Source organism: Photorhabdus machadonis, from assembly GCF_052657765.1.
This window is the reverse complement of the sequence record NZ_CP199761.1, coordinates 4,848,453-4,869,223: the sequence shown is the minus strand read 5'-3', so window position 1 is coordinate 4,869,223 and position 20,771 is coordinate 4,848,453. Positions and strand designations below refer to the sequence as shown.

Sequence of the window (20,771 nt, the reverse complement as noted above, 5' to 3'; positions counted from 1 at the left end):
CGTCTAACCAACAACCGTTAAGAAAGGTAACGATGATGGCTGATATACAGCATACCCAAACTCACCCTAAATTTACATCTTCAGATAAAACAGGCGAACAAAAACCGCTCGACCTGATCCAAACCGTGAAAAAATCCGCTATGTATCATTGGGAAAACCTTCTGCCTATCTGTGGCATTGATATTCCCGCAAAAGGCAAACATGGCGTTTGCCCTATTTGCGGCGGTACTGACCGCTTTCACTTTATTGATGATCATCATAACGGCAACTGGCATTGCCGCCAGTGTGACGCTCCAAACTATGGCGATGGGCTAGATTTAGTAGCAAAAACTAAAGGGATCTCGATTCTTGAGGCGGCAAAAGTTGTTGCTACCGTACTGGCACTACCTTTACATGAACTCAAGCCAGCCAAAGAAATCATTCAAACAACACAGCCGATTGCCGAAAAAGTAGCGGCACTAATGGCGCTAACTGTCGCCGGAAAATTTCCCTACCTGACTGCAAAAGGTCTGCATTGCTCTAACCAGCGATTATTGGAAGATGGTTCGTTGTTATTGCCGCTGAGAACATTAGATAAAAAAGTTACAGGTGCGCAAATTATCAAACCGGATGGAACGAAGAAATTACTGTCTGGTAGCCAAAAGAAAAGTGCTTTCATTGCATTATCAGAGTTGGGAAAACATCCAGGCACAGTGATAATTACCGAAGGTTACGCCACGGCATTGACCGTTAGCCAGTTACATCAAGGCACAGTTCTGGCTGCAATAGATGCAGGTAATTTGCTCTCTGTCGCTCAATCAGTCAGGGAACACTGGCCTGATACGAAAATCATTATTGCCGCAGATAACGACTGGCATCTTCCCAATGAGTTAGATAAGAACGGTAAGCCGAAAAAGAATGTTGGCAAAATTGCGGCAGAAAAAACCGCCAAAACGATCAATGGATGGGTAACGTTACCACCAACTGAGCACAAAGCCGATTGGGACGATTACCGCCAGCAACACGGAGTGGAAATAGCACAGCAAGCCTTTGCTCAGGGGCTTTATCAACCAACATCAATCAAGAAAAAAGCAGCCGTTCAGCTTAATAATGATACCGAATCTTCAAAACTGACATTATGCCAGATGGGAGCCAGCCAGCGCGGAGAAGTGTTACTGGCGCGTTATAGCGGAGATTTAGCGTTGGATGGCGCTTCGGAAAGTGTTCATCACTATGATGGTATTGTCTGGCGTCCGGTCAGTGATCGCGATTTAAGGCGGGAAATGGTCGCCGCCTTTATGGAAGAGAAACTACCGTATTCACCACATGGTATTAGTTCAGCCGTGGATGCCCTGAAATTACAGCTTCCCATGATGCAACTACCAGAACGCCACTTAATCGGGTTTAGTAATGGCGTATTTGACCTGAAAGCCTGTCAGTTCCGGCCTCACCGCAAAAATGACTGGCTATTGCTTGCCAATGACGTTGAATTCAATTCCCCTATTTCGGGGGAAACTCTGCAAGATCACGCGCCCCAGTTCTGGCGCTGGCTCAATCAGGCAACAGCCAACTGTGAAAACAAAACAAACAGAGTGCTGGCAGCGCTGTTTATGGTGCTGGCGAACCGCTATGACTGGCAACTTTTTCTGGAAGTCACCGGAGCCGGAGGCAGCGGTAAAAGCATCTTTGCCGAAATTTGTTCCATGCTGGCAGGTAAAGGCAATACTGTTTCTGCAAGCATGGCTGCACTAGAAAACCCACGGGAACGGGCGTTGATTGTCGGCTATTCGCTGATTATCCTGCCAGACCAAACTCGCTATGTGGGCGATGGTTCCGGCATCAAGGCAATTACTGGTGGTGATGAAGTTGCTATCGATCCGAAACACAAACAGCCCTACTCAACCCGTATCCCTGCGGTAGTGCTGGCAGTAAACAATAATGCCATGAGTTTCAGTGATCGTAGTGGTGGTGTGTCACGGCGTCGGGTGATTTTTAATTTTTCCGAAGTTGTGCCAGAAAATGAACGTGATCCACTCCTACGGGATAAAATCGCGGCAGAATTGCCTGTGATTATCCGGCATTTGTTGCATCGGTTCACTGATCCACAAACTGCAAGGAGCTTACTGGCAGAACAACAGAAATCTGCGGAGGCGTTGGATATCAAACGTGGTACAGATCCACTGATCGATTTCTGTGGCTACCTGATTTCTTCTCATGAACCTGATGGCTTGTTAATCGGCAATGCGGAAATTATGCCGTTCAATCCTCGTAAATACCTTTATCACTCCTATCTTGCTTATATGAAAGGCAATAACCTGAATAAACCCGTTTCTGTAACTCGTTTTGGCATGGATATGCCGGGCGCGCTGGCGGAGTACGGTCAGCATTACCTGCGTAAGAAAAGCAAACAAGGCATTCGTAGCAATCTGAATATAGATATTGATACTGCTATCGAGTGGATGCCGAAACTGACAGGAGATAACCTGCCAGAAAAATAATTTTTTCTGATTACAGTAATTTTTCAAAGAAATATAAAAAGTGTTCACTACTATTCACCCTGTGATTTAAACCAGACATATCAATACATTATAGGGTGAATAGTTATTTTAAAACTGTTCACAACTCTTCATCACTGTTCACCTTTTTTCTGGTTGGAGGTGAACGGTTGGGTGAAGAGTGGTGATGGGTTTAATTTCAACTCATCACCCTTTAACAACATGAATTTCAATAAAATTATTCAAAGATGAACAGGGTGAACAGTTTTACTACTAATTCTTTAGTAGGGGGGAGGTAAAAATGTTTTCTCTGGCAGGTGATCTTTCAGCTCTCAGTGTTACTGGGGTAATTTATTAGCCCGGTAACACTGAGAAGACAAGCGTAGCACGTCAGTATAGTTTGAATTTGTTGTATCACTTGATTTTTATGTTACATAATTATTAATAATCACTTAAGTTGATCAGATAAACAATCTGCATTGGTGTTATAATTGGTAATCCGATGACTTACCACCTGTTCTTATGAAATTGAAATTAAAATCGAATATCACATTGTCTGAACCAGAACGTATTACATTACAGCAGCTTGCTTTGAATCACAGACACTGGGACATCCGTACACGAGGGGCGGGGTTACTTATGCTTGCCAGAGGCATCAAACCCCGCCAGATCGCTGATGAGATAGGATGTAGTCTCAGGGTTATCTATGACTGGGTTCATGTCTGGCATGATTCAGGGATAGTGGGGTTATTAGGTGGTCATGTCGGAGGCCGATATCCCGCCATGACCCCTGACATGATTGCCACCGCAGTCGAAGCCGCCAGCGCAGAATCTCTGACGCTAGCCCGGATCGCACAGAAAGTTGAGGACAAGCATGGCCCTCTGCCCTGTACGCTTGAAACGCTGGCTAATACGCTGAAAAGACAGGGATTAACCTATAAACGCGCCCGTATGTCTTTAAAAAAAACGCAATGAAGCAGAATTTGCGGAAAAAGCCGCCTTATTGAATAAAATTAAGGCAGGAGCCCGATTGGGTCATTATCGGCTGATCTATCTTGATGAGGCCGGTTTTTCCGCCTCCCCGCCGGTACAATACGGATGGAGTCCACGGGGCAAGCCTCATGAAGCCGAGGCGCAAAATCATGTCAGACGGTCAGTGCTGGGTGCGCTAAATTATACAGATAACACGTTGTTTTATCAGATAATATCAAGCAGTGTTACGCGGAGTGATGTCATTGGTTTTTTAGCGCAGATCGCCCAACAAGTGGATCATCGCCTGACATTTGTCGTGTTAGATAATGCGCCTATCCATCATGGGATCGATGAAGAAATGAAAAGTCATTGGTTACAAGAGCACAACCTGTTTTTACTTTACCTTCCCGCCTACAGCCCAGAACTGAATTTGATTGAAATCGTCTGGAGAGAGGCTAAATACCATTGGCGACGTTTTATCACTTGGACTCAGGATACAATGGAGCATGAATTGAATGCGTTATTTGAAAATTATGGTAGCCAATTTGCAGTTAATTTCTCTTGAGGACTTACTTTTAAATAATAAACCTAAATTTTTTATATTTTCTCTATGATAAACATCATATCTCTTAATAAAAAGATCGACAAAGTTATAAAAAATCCAACTTCACTCATTGATAGAATGCTGATTATAATTAGTACTTTTATTTTCACTAAATTTATGGATAACTAAAATGTTATCCATATATCCTTTATTAAGTATGTAAGATAACTTGCTGCTGTACCTGTATAGGCTGTAATGTCTGATATTTTTGTCGGATATTATTATATAAATCTGGCATTTCCCCAGCAGATAAAGTAACAATTAAAACATAAGGTAAATCGTCAAGTTCAGAAACATCAATTGGCATCCCACAATCGCGACCATAATAAATAATATCAAAGCATGGCATAGCAAGTTCACCTTGTTTGAATGTGTGCTCACTTCTTAATGTTGTTTCCCACTTATGACCATCACCTCTTTGTTCATTTTCATCTGCATAAATATTTTTTAGGTTAAAAAGCGGGAATGTTAAGCCTTTTGTTGTATTAGATTTCCCTGTCCTCATGGTAATTTCTAAACCACTTCGGGTGTAATTTAATGGATGTTCTGCGTCTACTGGGCTAGAAAAGCAAAATGTTGCTCGAAGATTGACATAACCTGTAGTTGGCTCATCAGGATAAGGAATGAATGCCCGCATGTGTTGAGAAGGTTTGAGCATACCTTGATAAATGACTTTCACTTCATTGTCGTCACAATAAATAACATCTGAAATATTATGAGGAAATCTACCCCAGCCGACTTCTGAACGTTCATGATTACTGTTTTCAGCATGATGAATTAAAAGAGCTTTAGCAGTTAGAGGCGTAATATTATATTGTAAAGATGAACTTAAGGCGATTGCTTGTCTCAATGCTAGTGGAGCGGCAAAGCTAGTACCTGCGGTACTAGCCAATCCATTATTCATGGGGCTGAATACCTTGAAAGGTTCTTCTGAATTTCCGCCGAAAGCAACGCCATCAGGTTTCACAAATCCTGGACTTCTACCGGGACCAACACAGCTATAGTGGCACCTTTCCCAGTTTTCTGAAAGAGATGTTGCTGCACCTACAGATAACCCATTGACTAAATCGGCAGGAGGTTGAATTCGATTAAGACCTGCTGGCAAATGACCATCATTTCCAACAGCAACTGTGCATAACGTATCCCCTGTTGAGAGCGCTTCCTCAAGAGTTGAAGTCCAGACATGAACATCATCATCATCAACAGGTAGCCTTGGCCCCAAACTTAAATTAAAATAATCATAGTGTTGTGTATCGAGCACTTTCTTTATTCTGATTAAAACATCAAAAAGATCAATGTCGGCATTGTTTATGTTCGAATCTAAGACTCTGTAATGATCAATATTACAATAAGGAACATTTAGTTTTACAGTATCTGAATCCATAACGCCAAAGAGAAGCGTAGATGTCACATCTTGTCCATGTGAGAGAAGCTGGGCACTCGTTTTTCCATCTTTGTTAAAAGTGTACTCAGTTACCCACTGATTAAAGTCATCAATACTTACTCCTCCATCAAATATTGCTACCTTTAAATTTGGGTTGATTGCTCCTTCTGATGGTAATTCAAAACTAGATGGAGAATTCACAGAACGTCTAATTACTGGCTCACTAACTCTTAGCTCTGGGAGATCTCTAATCGTCCTTAAAAAAGAAAATTTTGCTATTTCATAAGCCGTTTTTTTATTAGCTCTAATAGGCATAAAGGTTAATCCTTTAACTTTTATGCATCTTTCTTTATCAACAGAGGCCCCTTGTTGTAACGCATATCTAACAAAAGAGTCCACTATAAATGAATTTTTATCTGGGGTATGTAAGGCTATTTCAATGCTTCTTTCACCCTCACCTTCTAAAGACTTAATTTTATCGGATGGCTTAAACATTGAAACACTTTCAAGTGTAATGAAATCATCTTTTTGGCTTTTATTTAAAGTATCATCGTTTAATGCATACAAAAATGATTGAAAATTTTCAGTTTTCCCTGAAACGTAGATACAAGCCGTCGTATATTCATCTTTTCTACCTTTTTTCTTTATATCTTTACGGGGCTTAATTCTGACAGACTTACTACCTACACTTGTAAGAGAAAATTTGTTAAATAATCCTACTGGAAAATAACTTTTAGCCAGAAAAGTTGGATGAAGCACGAATTTTGCTACTGCTTTACCATCTGGTAGTGCAGAGGCTGGTTCATTTTCAATTTCACTAATTAGTGATGCCAAATCACGTATTATTACTAGCTTATTTTCATTATAGGTATAGGGTTTATTTTTCCCTCCCCCACCTTTTTTTACTTCTACATTACCCGTCAGTGTTTCTCCATAACCCAAAAGCATATTCTTATTATTCATTACCTTCATCCTCTATCTTAATGATTTTTCTAATTTGCGATCTTGGTATTCCTAAGTCTGACGAAATTTTTCTTTGGGAAATACCCTCATCAAGCATCGTTTTTACGACATCTTCCAATGATGTATTGCTCAATAATTCATCTATTAGAGCTGCGCTTAAAGATATCTGCTCTATAATGGAATTCCTCTTCGCTTGATTGATGGATTTTTCAATCACAGCATAAGATATTTCACCTAGTCTTGACGAAATATAGTGCGCTAAACTTTCTGTAATTTCTTTCGATATGAGATAGTGCTGAATTAAATCATTAGTAGGGTGTTCAAAATTTATAACTCTATCAAATCTTCTCCATGCAGCAGTATCCAAAAGTTCAGAATGATTAGTTGCTGCTATGAGAATAGAGGTGTTAGGCCATTCATCGATAGATTGTAAAAGAACAGTAACAAGTCTTTTAAGTTCACCGACATCTGTAGCGTCATCTCTTTTTTTGGCAATAGCATCGAACTCGTCAAGTAACAATACACATGGGAAAGATGAGGCATAGTTAAGTACGGACCTTATGTTATTTCCTGTCTTACCAAGATAACTGCTCATCACACTCGCAAGGTCAAGAGTCAATAAGGGCATATTTAGTCGACTGGCTAACCATTTTGCAGCCAAAGTTTTACCTACTCCAGGAGGCCCACCCATTAAAAGGGAGCGAGACGGATGTAAGCCCTCTTTGTGTAAAAGTTCTTTCATTTCCCATTCGATTACAAAACGATTTAGGGCTAACGTTGTGCTCGTTGGCCAAACGGGTTCAACATCTAGAATTACAGGATATGTTTCAATTAACAACTTTTGCCTTGTATCTGTATCTACAGGGGTTGCTCTAGGAGTAACCTGTTGAGCTCTTTCTACAGCATATGCTCCACTAGTTTGCATAAGTAGGCTTTCTAACTTTGTTGCTAATTCTGGCGACTCTTTTTTGAGCTTTTTCGTTACCATGCGTAGCCGCATGACAAGACTATCTCGCTTTCCAGACAGAGCATCACTGACGAAGTCAATGAATACATCATTAGTTAAGTTAATCATTTTACCGCCCCATGACAAAATCAAACCAATTTTTTGGTAATAATACACCAATGTAGATATCATTAGTTAAAAAAAACATCAATTCACTCTTTTTCGTCCCGGTTTTTAACACTCACGTACCACTTTAAGGTTTGTTAGTATTTTTGATTGTAGCTTGATCAGCTAGCATCTAAATGTTTGCAGCTTTCACATCCCTTATCGATCTTTGTCTACTAAATGCTGTATTTTTGGCGAGCCAAATAAGAAAATGCTAGGGGCGCAATATTGGAAGGAAGACTTTTTATTTATTGCATGGTTTGGTGTGAAAAATAGATATAGTTTTTATTGTTCAAACCACCTACTTTTTATTGCCATAACTGAAAAAAAATTCTAATCTGAATTTGTCTAATCACCATCATAGATGGTCACATAGCTGTAATGGCTAAAAAACTCCTGTAGCCTGAAAGGGAGAGCAAAATTGCGGTACATCTGCCCACCTTTGGAAGCAGATATTGCCAAGACACCTAAACCCTCGTCTGGCAATGAAGGTCTCTTAAACTAAAAAATACACCCAAAAGGTGTTTTTATATTGCCAATCAAGTGTAGTGAACATTAGGTCATGCACTTATCTTTTATATCAACATAAACCATTTTTTCCTTTATCTTCAATGAATAACTGGATGGCTTTAGTACATCCTGTTCATACTTATCACGATCACCGTCTGAATTATTCAGCGGATAAATTTTCTACATCTAAACATTTAACTCATTACTACCGTTTGACTCCTCATCTTGCGGCAACTACTGGTATTTCAACGCTCTCACTACTTTTGCTAGCCGTTCGCGGAACTCAAGGCGTCACTTTTAGCAGGTTTACCGCTGAAAGTGACGCCGCAGCAAAAGAGCAATACAACCCTGACAGGCTTTGGCCTAATTAACCACACAGTGAATCTGACACTGCATTTTATAGATTGAAAAAGGAGAACTTGACGATATCGAGGCTGGCTTTTGGCCGGTGGGGATGACCTGCAAATGCAGGCGGCAGTACTGAGTACTCAACCGATATCCCGAAATACCTCAACTTGCGTTCACTCTGGCGCACAGATATCGATCAAGGGCAAGATTAGTATTTTCTATTTTGCCCGAACTGTCGCGCGCCAGAGATTGCATGTTGTTAGATATAAGTAGAGCTGATTGATTAAATAATTGACCGCATTCGAAACATTGGCTGTTATGTTGAACGTGTTTATAGCCGTTAAACTTATTCGTTCGGTTATTGAGTCCGATAATACAATCAGTTAAAGTATTCTTGCCATTGGCTCAATCCAATGGTCAAGGTTTAGCAGCCTTGTGTTCACTGACACTGGTAGGATGTTTCTGCCAGTGCGCCTGCGTTCACCCTTTCTATGGTGATTCAGGTAGGGGAGGCTTCGGCCTCGCTGGTGTGAACCCAGTCTGCTAACCCTGCCTTGAATCACCACCATCAATATTAATTAATGGAAGGGGTAACAGGAATGAATAACAACAATGTTCAAAATGACTGGCATCAGGCCGATATTATTGCTGCATTACGTAAGCGAGGTACAACCTTAGCGGCTGTTTCTCGTGAAGCAGGACTCAGTTCATCAACATTAGCAAATGTACTCAGCAGGCAATGGCCTAAAGGCGAGTGGATAATCGCTAACTATCTCGGTATTCACCCCTCAGAAATCTGGCCTAGCCGTTATTTTGATAAGCAGGGTCGATTAATTGAGCGAAAAGTTCGAGATAAGTCGCAGGAATAACCCGTTTTAACTTGTGATCTACTTTGTGAAAATGATAAATTTTTATACGAAGCCCTGAGAGTGAGATGGCAGACTAATTTAAACCTCATGGCTTTTTTAACTTCATTCTTATACCAATGTATCAAATAATTCATAAAAATATATTAAAATCAAATATATGAACGGGTAAAAGGAGTAAAATAAATATGGGGCACAAAATGGGGCATTTTGAAAATTTACTTTTAATAATTTATTTAATTTCAATAAATTATATTCGTTTGCGAGTCCGGCCTTCGCACCATTAGTATTAGATGAAGCGATAGATATCGGTGCATTGTTCTCTGTGGGGCCCGGTATGTTAAATTTTCAGAGAGGAAGGGATGTTGCTGATTGATACCTTTTGCAAAAATAAGAGGAAGAGAGTTAATGCCTTGGGATGTTAATAATGCTGTTAAAACTCTTTCTAAAATTCTTAATAAAACAGAAGATAAGATGGGCAAAATTATGGAAGGTAATTTTAGTGAATCTGATTTGCTAGAAGCGGCAGAACAGCGTTATGTACCCGTAATCATTGAGGATGCTTGATTTTATCCGAAATGGAGATCATTATCCTCGCTATGAAAATATTTATTACATCAGAACAAAAAATCAAACTTGAACGTCTTCACGACACCACTCGTGATGGTCAAGTACGAGACAGAATAAAAGCTATCCTTCTGGCTTCTGAAGGGGGGAGTTCTGTGATGATAGCCCAGGCATTGCGACTCCATCAGACCACCGTTGACCGCCATATCGGTGATTACCTCAATCAGGGGAAACTTCAATCTGATAATGGGGGGTCTGATAGTTGACTTTCTCAAGAACAAACTGATTTTTTAATCAATCACTTATCTCAACATCTTTTCCATCACACCCATGAAATCGTGGTCTATGTTGCTCAGCTCTGGAATATGACCTTTAGCATTCCCGGCATGAATAAATGGCTACACCGTCAGGGTTTTTCTTATAAAAAACCTTGCGGCGTCCCTCATAAATTCGAGGCAGAAAAACAGCGACATATTACAGGCGGGAGATACCGCCGATCCAGAGGGTTTTATCCGGCGACTGGCAGAACAGTCCCCGAAGTCTGAGTATTGACCGTGAAACGGTGATGAAAATCACCGGACTGAACCCGAGTGAGCTTGAACAAATGTCCGACAAACTTACTGTTGATACGTTATCGGCGTAAAAATGCTTGAGTCAATGCGCGAAACGCATAGAAGCAGCACATTTACATGCCAAGCGATAAGATCGAGCCTGAATCTACGTGCCTCTGAAATCTCTGTTCTTAAGCAGAGCTGAGATTAATTACGTTCTCATTGCTGTGCCGCTTATATTCGATAATTACTGGGCAGTTATTTTCGTCCAGTCCCAGTGAATCAATGCGTCCGCGATGTGTTTTGCCGGTATTGTATTCCGTCGCCAAGAATCGGACGCCCAAAAAGGCGTCCATATGGGATTCGATCAGTGATTGCAGATTTTTTTCAATGGCTGCTGCTTTGCCTGGGAGTTCTGTTACATCGGCTGTGGTTGTAGCGAAACAGCTGGATATCGCTCATACAGCATCCTTAGGGGGTTGCCAGTCGCGTACGTCGATTTTGCCGGTGACGGCGGCGGAGATAAGGGCGGAGCGACGTTCTTTTATCAGTTCGATAAAATCTAATGCTTGAGATATTGTTGTATCAATTTTTGTAGTCACAGTATGTAAGTAACCTGAAGTTTTTTCTCTATTGTCCATGATGCGAGGCGGGTCGCAAGAACTATGAACGTATTTTGTGTCTTGTTGCATATGACAGGAAATTTAATGGCAGAAGAAATGGACGAATAGATGAGGGGAAAATTCTAATATATCCCAATCTATCTCCTAAACACCTGTTCCTGATGCCATTTGACAAAGAGTTCTAAAGGGTAATGTTCCCGGTTTTTGGGTAACAATAGAGAATGCCCAGCGAAATCCCAGAACAATCGCTCAACCATATGACTGCCATTAACACCTTCAGAAATCAGTAATTTCATATTATCATCCAGCCCGATCGCGCCCATATCGAATGCAGCAGGATCGCGTTCTTTGTGTAAGTCCGCCAGCGCAAAATCCAGACGATTAGCAATGATCTCTTGGATACTTTCGGGGAAATGCTTGCTCAAAATCTGACTGGCGAGTTTATCGATTAGACGTGGTTTACTGCGTAGTAGCTGATAACTTTCCTGATCAAATCCACCTGCGACGTTGTTTTCAATCAGTTCTCGCTTGGGCGGTTCCTTGCTACCTTTTTGTGGCGTGCAATATTCTGTGTTTTGTCATTCCCAGAATCCATCACCCTGTAAACGCCAGAATGGCATAGTGGGGTAATGCGCTCGTCGCTTTGGTCCAAAGCAAGTCAGCAGATCAAGCAGCGGTTGATGAGTTTCGTTGCCGTAATTAAAGAGTCGATCATGATCTTTTTTGTATTCAGACAATATATACAGTAACAACAACGGCTTATGCGGCACACGCTGATCGCCTTTACGCCAGATGGTAATGTTAGATATGGCAACTTGCAGTGTTTTACTGGTTGTCATAGGTTGTTTTGCTAATAGATTGAAGTTATTGCGATCATGCTCGCAAAGATGATGGTTTTCAAAGTACTTGTTACAACGTTGCATAGGTAGTGTGATGAAAGGTTTTACGTGCAAAGCTCACTAGCGAATGTCATATTTCCACAACCTCAGTAGCTTGAAACCACTGAGGCCATGTTAGCTCGCTATCCGGATGGTTTTTGGACAGTACAAATTCATTAGTGGCTACACGCTTTCCGTCAGTGCCATCAATTATGCTCGCCAGCAGAGCTTCCCCTCGAGTTGTGTTTGTCTACGACTCATCGCCCATGGGATTTCGTTAACAGCGACAGGCGCGAAGGTGTTAAATCGAGGGGGGATTGGAATATTTTGCTAATAAAATAGTATTTAGTTGAAACGATATTTGAGGCACGGTAGTTTAATATGGCTTTTGCTAAGGGTGACAGCAGGATTAATTGTATATACTCTTCATCTTTCAAGTTGCTGTTTTGTTGGCTGCGTTCACTTGCCGCCGCGATGCATCTTGAAATCCATAGGGTATATATTTTGTAGCTAAAAAAAGAGTTCGATTTTACGTGCCTCTGAAATAGCTATTTTGAGGCGGTGTTAAGGTCGATTTAATTAGTGCTATGGTTGCCATAAATTAATAATGTGATTAATCTAACTTTTGGTCGAGACTATTTTATAGGGAAATTATTTTCTGCAATTATATTTAAAATAAGAGTTTTACAGTGACCTTTATCACAGTGTGAATCTTTGTAAAATAATGCTATGGAATTACATATTTCTATTTGATATATTGTTAATAACCAGTTAATTCATTTGTCGATATTGTTTGTGATGATTGAAATATCACTGGGGAATATTATTTTATTTGATAGGTCGATAGTGTTATTTCAATTAATAAATAGAGATGATAGTTACTTTAAAATAAAATTTTATTTGTAGAGATAAAAGGAAGGTAATATGGAATTTATTAAAAATAGATTTTGTCACTGGAATGGTGAACACCTCGTTGTAGATACAATGGCTAAAAATCATAAAATGGTTAATAGTATGGGTACGGGCGAGGGATTAGTTTCGTTTGATGGTTTTGGTGCTGATCTAATTCGTTTTAGTAAAAATGAAGGGATGCAAAATCATACTCACTTAGGACATCATATCTTATTTGTACTCGCAGGAACGGGTTATGTTATTTATGCCGGTGAAAAGCATGAAATAGAGCCTGGAGTTTGTTATTTTGTGAATGGGGAAATAGATCACGCGATTAAGGCAACCAGCGATTTAGTCATGGTTGTTGTTGGTAATAATCATTGCGCGGTTGATTCGCAAGATAGGACGACGTTGGTGCCATATAGAGATGGAACCCCAGAAGAATTAAAGGTTTAACTTGGGTTTAATTGAATGAAACATGCGCTAGTGCTTGGTGGATTGCGAGAACGCTATGATATTCTGCCAGAGGTGGGTTATAAATTGTTTTAGGTAATAAAGAGAAGTTAATTAATTGAAGATAACTGGCAGAGAAGAATATCTAATATTATATTTATGAAGATAGTTATAACCCAGGAAAAGTAATTAGAATGATAAAAGGATAATGTGAAATTTTTCAATTAATATAATGATGGCGTCTCATGTAGGGGAGCCGGTACTAGCCTATGAAATATTATATTTAATATGAATAAAACAGAAAATATATTAGAAATAATGTTTTTTTATAATAATAAAGGGGTAAGGTAACTATTTTTATTACTTCGATCTAATGTTTAATTTGGATAATGATTTCAATGATTGGTGGTGATTAACTTATAAATGGAAGTTAATTTAAAGAAATAATGATTAAGTCAATATAATATTAGCGGCAATATTTCCTGCTAATATAATATGGCTATTGGTTGGTTGTTATTTCAATGGCTGGATTCTTATGAAATAATGTATTCATGGCGATGAGTATATTGTCGAGGTAATTTTTTTATTTAGAGTTAATAATGGAGATATATATAAGTGCTGGGGGTGATAGAATGTAAAATATAGTGCCGAGATAAATCTATATAATAGATATATTAATGTTATTATAAACAGTTTAGCTAACTAACTTATCTTAATACCGCTATACTTCTGCTATTCCATATTGGCTTCCGGCTATATAGCTATAACTGACTTTTCTTGCGCGTTTGTGCAATTTATTGGAAAAACCCACCCGTGGGGCTATGTCGTTTATTTCTTCTGAATAGAAATGATATGAGTTATATGCTGTCAGCCAGTAACTTATTCAAATTACTGGCTGTAGGTCAACAAGGGGGTAAAAATCTGTTTTACTGGTCCTTTGTAAACGTGCAACTTTGTCACTGAGATCTTATGTCATTGGACAGCTTTTTCAACCAGTCTTTCAACATACATGCTCTTTGTTATTGCCAAGTACTGTATGCATCAGAAGCAAATCCAGTTTAGTATCCGGGAGAAGTTTTTCATCTTTTTTCAACTCGCGGCGGGTAAATGAATCATCCAGCTCACGGCGGATAAAGTCATGGATGTGCTTAAAACGTGGGCCATAATCCGTTTCATCGGCGTTACGTTTGATAGCAAGCAAAGTCTGTATTTCTTGCATCAGCGTTGCATCCTTAACCATTTCAGCCAGCAGAACGTCAAAGCGCATTGGTGGTACGCCTTTACCTGCTTCTATCCAACGCACCGCCAGCAACGGGCGCAGTACATAAAGATATTTTTTCAGCCGTATTTTTTCGCCTTGCAGATAACCACGGAAGTTTTTCTTCGCCATTGACAGATAGTGATACCGTGCTTTGTTGTTGGAAAAGTAGTCTGGTAGTAAAATACGCAATGCTGTCATAAATTCTACATCCTCATGGTAGACCACCGGTGAATCGGTCCATTCCATCAGTGTTGGGTTGGCTCGTTTCAGTAGTCCCAAGGTTTTGCGCAGTTCCCAGCCACAAATATCCAGTTCGTCGTTGATCGGTAATTCAATCACATCCCTTGGTGGGTCAACGCGCAAGTACCATGATGGAGTATGCACATAGATAAAACGCACATCGTAATCACTGTTTGTCGAGGCAAATCCCCAACCGCGGCTACCGGATTCGCAGGCATAAAGTATTCGTATTTGCTGTTCCGTCTCAAGTTGCGCCAGTTTTTGGCATATGTGTTGTTTCATGGTGTCACTGACACCAAATTTTTCTTTCATAGTGATTATCCTTTTACGCAAACCACTTGACGCAGAGTGTGAACGACTTCTACCAGTGAAGACTGAGCGGCCATTACTGCTTCAATGTCTTTGTAGGCCATCGGAATTTCGTCGATGACGTCGCTATCCTTACGGCATTCCACATGTGCTGTCGCACGCTTCTGATCCTCTATTGTGAAGCGTTTTTTCGCTGCCGTACGGCTTAATACCCGTCCTGCACCGTGACTGCATGAGCAAAAACTCTCTTTATTCCCCAGTCCACGCACAATAAAGCTTTTCGCGCCCATAGATCCCGGAATGATGCCCATTACTCCTTTGTGTGCGGCCACAGCGCCTTTGCGCGTCACCAGCACGTTTTGGCCGAAGTGTTGTTCCTGTTGCACGTAATTGTGGTGACAATTTACCGCTTCCATGATGGCAGTGAACGGCTTTGTAATCACTGTCGCCAGTGCTGACAGTGTATGTTGCATCATGACTTCACGATTATGGCGGGCGAAGTTTTGTGCCCAACCGACAGCTTCCATATAATCGGCAAAGTGACGGCTGCCCTCCTTGAAATAGGCCAGATTACGATCAGGCAGGTTAGCGATATGTTGTTTCATGTCCTGTTGGGCGAGGGTAATAAATAGGTTGCCAATGGCATTTCCGACGCCACGTGAACCGCTGTGCAGCATCACCCATACCCGGTCGGATTCATCCAGGCATAGTTCGATAAAGTGGTTACCGGTACCTAGCGTGCCTAAATGTTGATGGTGATTGGTTTTCAGTAATTGTGGGTATTTATCGGTCAAGCGTTTAAAGCCTGCCTGCAATATGCTCCAGTGGTGATCGACGGTTTCTGGCGGTTTTTGCCAAGAGCCTTTATCGTGGCCGGTATGATTTACGGTACGGCCGTGTGGCACGGCGATTTCAATAGTGTGGCGGATAGCATACAGGTTGTCCGGTAAATCGTTGGCATTCAATGAGGTACGTACTGCCATCATTCCACAGCCGATATCTACGCCTACTGCGGCTGGAATAATCGCCCTATGTGTTGGGATTACGCTGCCGATGGTTGAACCTTTACCAAGATGTACATCTGGCATAACTGCCAAATGGCTGAATATAAAAGGCATTTTTGCTGTGTTCAATAGCTGTTCACGAGCATCTGCTTCTACTGGTACGCCATGAGTCCACATTTTTACGGGTGCGCTGTTTGGTGCAGTCATCAATTCGTAATCGTTTGTGCTCACATTGTTCTCCTGATTATTTACCCATTTTATCCGTCACTACTACTATAATTTAAAGTAATTAATATTTTCCCCTTTTTAATCAATGCTTCTGAATATACTTTCATATTAATTTCCTTATGAATCATTGAGAAATATTGTGAATAAGAATTTTATTCTACTATTAATATATTATTACGCTTAATGAAAAATGCAATTATTTTATTGAATAATATTGAAATTGTGATGCCAATCTATATAAAAATGTATTGTAAAAAATTATATGTTAATTTATTAATAATATTAAAATTGTCTGTGGTTATTATTGCAAAGAAATTATAAAGTCACTTGGTTATTTTATAATGTTGTTAATTAAAGTATTGTTTTTTACTATTAAGTAAGATGTGAGTAAACATATAACTAATTACTGTATGGAATGATGTGTTTAATTTTTATCAAGCTATGGTTATTAGCTATTTGAAAGTTGATTTTTATTATGGTTAAATTGAAAATATAAATTTTATTTAATGTTTTTATTAGAAGTTTCAACGTGTGCAATATATTGTCTATAATATTTTCGTTAATTTATTTGTGGTTAATTTATAATAATATCAGTATCTTGCTTATTTATTGTGGTTGCGAAGTGATTTTTTGTGACTAATTTTTATATTATCTATGTATGAAATTCAATATTTAATATTATATAGTCGGTGATTTATGTGGGATTAATGATTTATTATCGTTTAAATATATATTTAAATAATCACAAGTTATATTTTGTTTTGTCAATTATTATTTATTTTGAATGACCATAAAAATAAAATATATCCTCTTTATCATCATTCGTGTAATTATAAATTATTTTTTGATTATTCTTTATGTTTATAACTTTGTTGGCGTTTTTACAGGTTTATTATTAAGTGTAATAACTGTTTGATTTATAATTTAAGTATATAGTTTAAAAAATTTGAGAAATCGTTTTCATGGGTAAGAATAAACGAGTTTTATTGTTTTGATTGCATAAGAGTAATTTTCCCCTTTTTCTAGATTGTACGGATATTTTCCGTACAATATGAGTGTAGTGTCAAGTTAGCCTTTTATAAATTAACCTGACAGTGCCATGACTAACTTCCAGCATTAATACTCGCCAACACACTTCCCGCCTGTTGATAAGCGTTTTCCTCCGCATGGATAATAATTTTTCCAGAACGATGTGCGGTCAGTTGTGTTTCCATCTTCATGGCTTCCATCACAGCGATAACATCACCTTGTTTAACTTCATCACCTTCCTGCACATACCAGGATTGTAAAAGGCCTGATATTGGGGCTGATACATGATTAGGTGCGATAATGATATTCTTAGCTTCACTACCTTTATCCTTGGTGACAGAATTTTGTCCAAGATCAGACAATGAAAGCCCTTCTAATAATCCGGCAGGTAACCCCAGTTCGTGTCGGCGGCCATCAATTTCAATAAAAGTGCGTGTTACCTTTTCTTGATGCTGATTTTCCTGGCGCGGCGATATTTTCACATCGTTGATAAAGTCGGTTTCGATCCAACGTGTATGAATCTTGAATGTGTTATCAGAAGTAAAATCGGGATGTTCTATGATTGCCCGATGAAAAGGCAGCACTGATGCAACGCCTTCAATATTGAACTCCTGTAATGCACGCCGCGCTCTGGCAATAGCTTGTTGGCGTGTTGCTCCGGTGACGATCAATTTAGCCATTAGCGAATCGAAAGTTCCGGGAACGATGGAGCCGGCCACAACGCCGGAATCTAATCTTATTCCAGGGCCGGAAGGTGGAGAAAATAGTGTCACGGTTCCCGGTGTAGGCAAAAATCCTTTACCCGCATCCTCTGCGTTAATACGAAATTCAAAAGAGTGCCCTGATGGAATTGGCGTTGCTGTCAATGATAAAGGTTTACCTTCCGCAATCCGGAACTGCTCTATCACAATGTCGATACCTGTGGTTTCTTCGGTTACAGGATGTTCGACTTGCAAACGAGTATTTACTTCCAGAAATGAAATCGTTCCGTCTGCACTGAGCAGAAACTCTACTGTACCTGCACCGGTATAACGAGCTTCGGCACAAATATCCTGTGCTGCCTGATGAATACGCTGGCGCTGATTATCGGTCAGAAAAGGGGCAGGTGCCTCTTCCACCAGCTTTTGATTGCGCCGTTGTAGTGAGCAATCACGTGTGCCGAGTACTACTACATTGCCGTGTTTATCAGCCAGGATTTGCGCTTCAATATGACGAGGTTTATCCAGAAACTGTTCAATGAAGCATTCTCCCCGGCCAAAGGCGGCGGTTGCTTCACGAACGGCTGAATTATAGCGTTCGGTTACCTCATCCAGCCGCCAAGCGACTTTCATGCCACGTCCGCCACCGCCATAGGCCGCTTTGATTGCCATTGGCAGACCATATTCTTCCGCGAACGTCAGGGCTTCTTCCGCATTTTTCACTGGTTCTTCTGTCCCTGAAACCAGTGGTGCACCGACGCGTTGGGCAATTTTACGCGCTTTAACTTTGTCCCCTAGAATATCAATTGCTGCTGGTTCCGGGCCAATCCAGATTAACCCTGCATCAATGACTGCGCGGGCGAATTCCGCCCGTTCAGACAGAAATCCATAACCTGGATGTACCATGCTGGCACCTGAGCGTTTAGCAATATCCAGCAGGCGGGGAATATTAAGGTAAGTGTCAGTGGGGCTATTTCCTCCCAGACCATAAGCCTCATCAGCCAGTTGTACATGTTGTGCATTGATATCGGAGTCCGCGTAAACGGCAATGGCGTGTAAGCCATAGTCCCGGCAGGCACGGATGATACGGACGGCAATTTCACCGCGGTTAGCGATCAAAACTTTTTTCATATGGTTTTCTTTATTATTCAAAGTTATTGCAGTATTCATAAGCAGCAATCACTCCCTTTTATTTCGTGAAATTCACTGATTGGGTTGAAACGGATACGGGCATTGACAGGAATTTGTCCGGCAAGATCAAGATGGTAACTGGCAATCGAACCTATGACAGGATAGCCGCCGGTCAAAGGGTGATCCGCCAAAAACAGAACCGGTTGCCCACTGGCGGGAACTTGAATGGCACCAGCGGAAGTTCCCTCACTGGGTAACTCTTCATGGTTAAAACGCGATAACGGTGTGTCTCCATTCAGGCGAATACCTACCCGGTTAGATTGTGGAGTGACCTGCCAGAGTTGGTTTTGTAACAGGAATAGCGCTTCTGCGGTGAACCAGTCGGTTCGTGGTCCCAGAATAATATCCAGTGTGACGATATCGTCAGCGGCAGGCATATTGAAAGCCGGGCTTTCGTCCATTGATACAGCGGAACCCTGCATGACAGTCAGAATATCCAGAATATCGCCTGTAGCGATGGGTTTGGGGCCAATGTTTGCCAGCGTATCGTAAGAAAGGCTGGAGAGGATAGGCGTTTTGGCAAAACCGCCACGGACTGCCAGATAGCAACGCACTCCCGCTTTGGGTGTGCCCAGCATCACTTTAGCACCATCACTCAGATCAACAGGTTGGTAGCCATCAACCTGAAACCTCTGGCCAGATGCCGTTTGGACCGTGATTGGGCAGTCAGCGCCTGTGACAGCGATAATGACGTTGCCATGAGAGATGAAGCTTAATCCGCCTTCTGCAATTTCCAGACAGGCGTTATTTGAAGGATTACCGACGATACGATTTGCACTTCGCAGCGCTGTTTTATCCAGCGCGCCAGAAGAGGAAATGCCTAAACCTGCTTGTCCTGAACGCCCTAAATCCTGAAAAAGTGTCTGTATCCCGGTTGATAAGATTTCCAGTGATGAATGTTTATCAACCTGTGAAGAGAAGTCGCTTTCTGGGTTAACAACAGGATTTTCGGGTTGGATGACGGTGATTGTTGCGCCTTTGCCTTTATCTCTGAAACGTACTCGAAAGCCCGGTTGCAACAGGGAAGGGGGATAACGCGAGAGATCCCACATACGTTCTGGTGTGGTGCCGATGATTTGCCACCCTCCCGGACTGGCTTGTGGGTATATTCCACTGAATTCTCCTGCCAGCCCTACCGATCCCGCCGGGATGCGGGCTCTTGGCGTCATCCGGCGAGGAACATGCAAAAGATCAGAGTCTGCTACTAAATAAGCAAATCCAGGGGCGAATCCGGTAAAAGCAACGGTGTATTCACTTGCTGTATGTCGTTTGATGACCTCTTGTGTGGTGATACCAAGGATTTCAGCCACTTCAACCAGATCTTCACCATTGTAATACACTGGGATTTCAACGCGTTTTCCGGTTGTTTTGTGCCGTGTATTCAGGTTGTGGCCATTGATTTTTCTGGCAAGTTTGACGGCGGAAATGACATTGGGACGAAATCGAATCAGAAGTGTTCTGGCCGCTGGAATAATTTCTTCTATGCCTGGAATTGGGCTGGCGTTAAGTGAATCAAATAACGCCAGGGTTTCATCCAGATCGCAAAGTTCGACAATAATGGCATTCAAATTAACAGGTAAAAAACGCACTAAGCACTCCTGAGCATGATAAGCGAC

General features: G+C 41.0%; 15 protein-coding genes and 3 pseudogenes. 8 read left to right on the top strand and 10 right to left on the bottom strand.

The window, feature by feature from the left end; all coding sequences use genetic code 11:
• Window positions 1–35: 35 nt before the first annotated feature.
• The 3 genes from ACUN2T_RS23400 (at window position 36) to ACUN2T_RS23390 (ending at window position 4,011) form a co-directional block, all read left to right on the top strand.
• The gene (locus tag ACUN2T_RS23400) at window positions 36–2,477 is read left to right on the top strand and encodes a toprim domain-containing protein (RefSeq protein WP_445497966.1); all 2,442 of its coding nucleotides are present in this window, start codon (window positions 36–38) and stop codon (window positions 2,475–2,477) included.
• 519 nt (window positions 2,478–2,996) lie between these two features.
• Entirely contained in the window at window positions 2,997–3,449 is a 453-nt protein-coding gene (locus ACUN2T_RS23395; protein WP_445495284.1) for a helix-turn-helix domain-containing protein, read from the top strand.
• 28 nt (window positions 3,450–3,477) lie between these two features.
• On the top strand, window positions 3,478–4,011 hold the full coding sequence (locus ACUN2T_RS23390; RefSeq protein WP_445495283.1) for an IS630 family transposase: 534 nt from the start codon (window positions 3,478–3,480) through the stop codon (window positions 4,009–4,011).
• A gap of 190 nt (window positions 4,012–4,201) precedes the next feature.
• Here ACUN2T_RS23390 and ACUN2T_RS23385 read toward each other — a convergent pair whose 3' ends face one another.
• From ACUN2T_RS23385 to ACUN2T_RS23375, 3 genes are all read right to left on the bottom strand, one after another.
• The gene (locus tag ACUN2T_RS23385) at window positions 4,202–6,397 is read right to left on the bottom strand and encodes a S8 family peptidase (RefSeq protein WP_445495282.1); all 2,196 of its coding nucleotides are present in this window, start codon (window positions 6,395–6,397) and stop codon (window positions 4,202–4,204) included.
• The gene (locus ACUN2T_RS23380; RefSeq protein ID WP_445495281.1) at window positions 6,390–7,472 is read right to left on the bottom strand and encodes an AAA family ATPase; all 1,083 of its coding nucleotides are present in this window, start codon (window positions 7,470–7,472) and stop codon (window positions 6,390–6,392) included. Before ACUN2T_RS23380 ends, ACUN2T_RS23385 begins: the two co-directional genes overlap by 8 nt.
• 384 nt (window positions 7,473–7,856) lie before the next feature.
• The gene (locus tag ACUN2T_RS23375; protein WP_445495280.1) at window positions 7,857–7,994 is read right to left on the bottom strand and encodes a hypothetical protein; all 138 of its coding nucleotides are present in this window, start codon (window positions 7,992–7,994) and stop codon (window positions 7,857–7,859) included.
• 137 nt (window positions 7,995–8,131) lie between these two features.
• On the opposite strand from ACUN2T_RS23375, the gene ACUN2T_RS23370 reads away from it, so the two are divergent.
• The 4 genes and pseudogenes from ACUN2T_RS23370 to ACUN2T_RS23355 all read left to right on the top strand — a co-directional run.
• Complete coding sequence (locus ACUN2T_RS23370) at window positions 8,132–8,389, top strand: hypothetical protein (protein ID WP_445495279.1); 258 nt, start codon at window positions 8,132–8,134, stop codon at window positions 8,387–8,389.
• 576 nt (window positions 8,390–8,965) lie between these two features.
• Window positions 8,966–9,235 carry a helix-turn-helix domain-containing protein gene (locus ACUN2T_RS23365; RefSeq protein ID WP_445495278.1) on the top strand — a complete coding sequence of 90 codons (270 nt, stop codon included), beginning with the start codon at window positions 8,966–8,968 and terminating at the stop codon, window positions 9,233–9,235.
• Window positions 9,236–9,640: 405 nt separating this feature from the next.
• On the top strand, window positions 9,641–9,799 hold the full coding sequence (locus ACUN2T_RS23360) for a hypothetical protein (RefSeq protein ID WP_445495277.1): 159 nt from the start codon (window positions 9,641–9,643) through the stop codon (window positions 9,797–9,799).
• Window positions 9,800–9,831: 32 nt separating this feature from the next.
• Window positions 9,832–10,269 (top strand): annotated as a pseudogene (locus tag ACUN2T_RS23355) (helix-turn-helix domain-containing protein); the annotation flags it as partial.
• A 287-nt stretch (window positions 10,270–10,556) separates the two neighbouring features.
• On the opposite strand, the pseudogene ACUN2T_RS23350 reads toward ACUN2T_RS23355, so the two are convergent.
• From ACUN2T_RS23350 to ACUN2T_RS23340, 3 genes and pseudogenes are all read right to left on the bottom strand, one after another.
• A pseudogene (locus ACUN2T_RS23350) lies at window positions 10,557–10,812 on the bottom strand (DUF91 domain-containing protein); the annotation flags it as partial.
• Window positions 10,809–10,991: a hypothetical protein gene (locus ACUN2T_RS23345; protein WP_445497997.1), complete on the bottom strand. Its 183-nt coding sequence runs from the start codon at window positions 10,989–10,991 to the stop codon at window positions 10,809–10,811. The pseudogene ACUN2T_RS23350 and the gene ACUN2T_RS23345, both read right to left, overlap by 4 nt.
• Before the next feature lie 119 nt (window positions 10,992–11,110).
• Window positions 11,111–11,812 (bottom strand): annotated as a pseudogene (locus ACUN2T_RS23340) (phosphorothioated DNA-binding restriction endonuclease).
• 963 nt (window positions 11,813–12,775) lie between these two features.
• On the opposite strand from ACUN2T_RS23340, the gene ACUN2T_RS23335 reads away from it, so the two are divergent.
• Complete coding sequence (locus tag ACUN2T_RS23335) at window positions 12,776–13,198, top strand: cupin domain-containing protein (RefSeq protein WP_445495276.1); 423 nt, start codon at window positions 12,776–12,778, stop codon at window positions 13,196–13,198.
• A 997-nt stretch (window positions 13,199–14,195) separates the two neighbouring features.
• Here ACUN2T_RS23335 and ACUN2T_RS23330 read toward each other — a convergent pair.
• The 4 genes from ACUN2T_RS23330 to ACUN2T_RS23315 form a co-directional block, all read right to left on the bottom strand.
• Entirely contained in the window at window positions 14,196–15,008 is an 813-nt protein-coding gene (locus ACUN2T_RS23330; protein ID WP_445495275.1) for a nucleotidyltransferase domain-containing protein, read from the bottom strand.
• 5 nt (window positions 15,009–15,013) lie between these two features.
• A complete protein-coding gene (locus tag ACUN2T_RS23325) occupies window positions 15,014–16,240 on the bottom strand; it encodes an RtcB family protein (protein ID WP_445495274.1) in 1,227 nt (408 codons plus the stop codon).
• 1,100 nt (window positions 16,241–17,340) lie between these two features.
• The gene (locus ACUN2T_RS23320; RefSeq protein ID WP_445495273.1) at window positions 17,341–19,095 is read right to left on the bottom strand and encodes an acetyl/propionyl/methylcrotonyl-CoA carboxylase subunit alpha; all 1,755 of its coding nucleotides are present in this window, start codon (window positions 19,093–19,095) and stop codon (window positions 17,341–17,343) included.
• A gap of 35 nt (window positions 19,096–19,130) precedes the next feature.
• Window positions 19,131–20,744 (bottom strand): 5-oxoprolinase subunit B/C family protein, encoded by a 1,614-nt coding sequence (locus ACUN2T_RS23315; protein WP_445495272.1) that lies wholly within the window; start codon window positions 20,742–20,744, stop codon window positions 19,131–19,133.
• Window positions 20,745–20,771 lie beyond the last annotated feature (27 nt).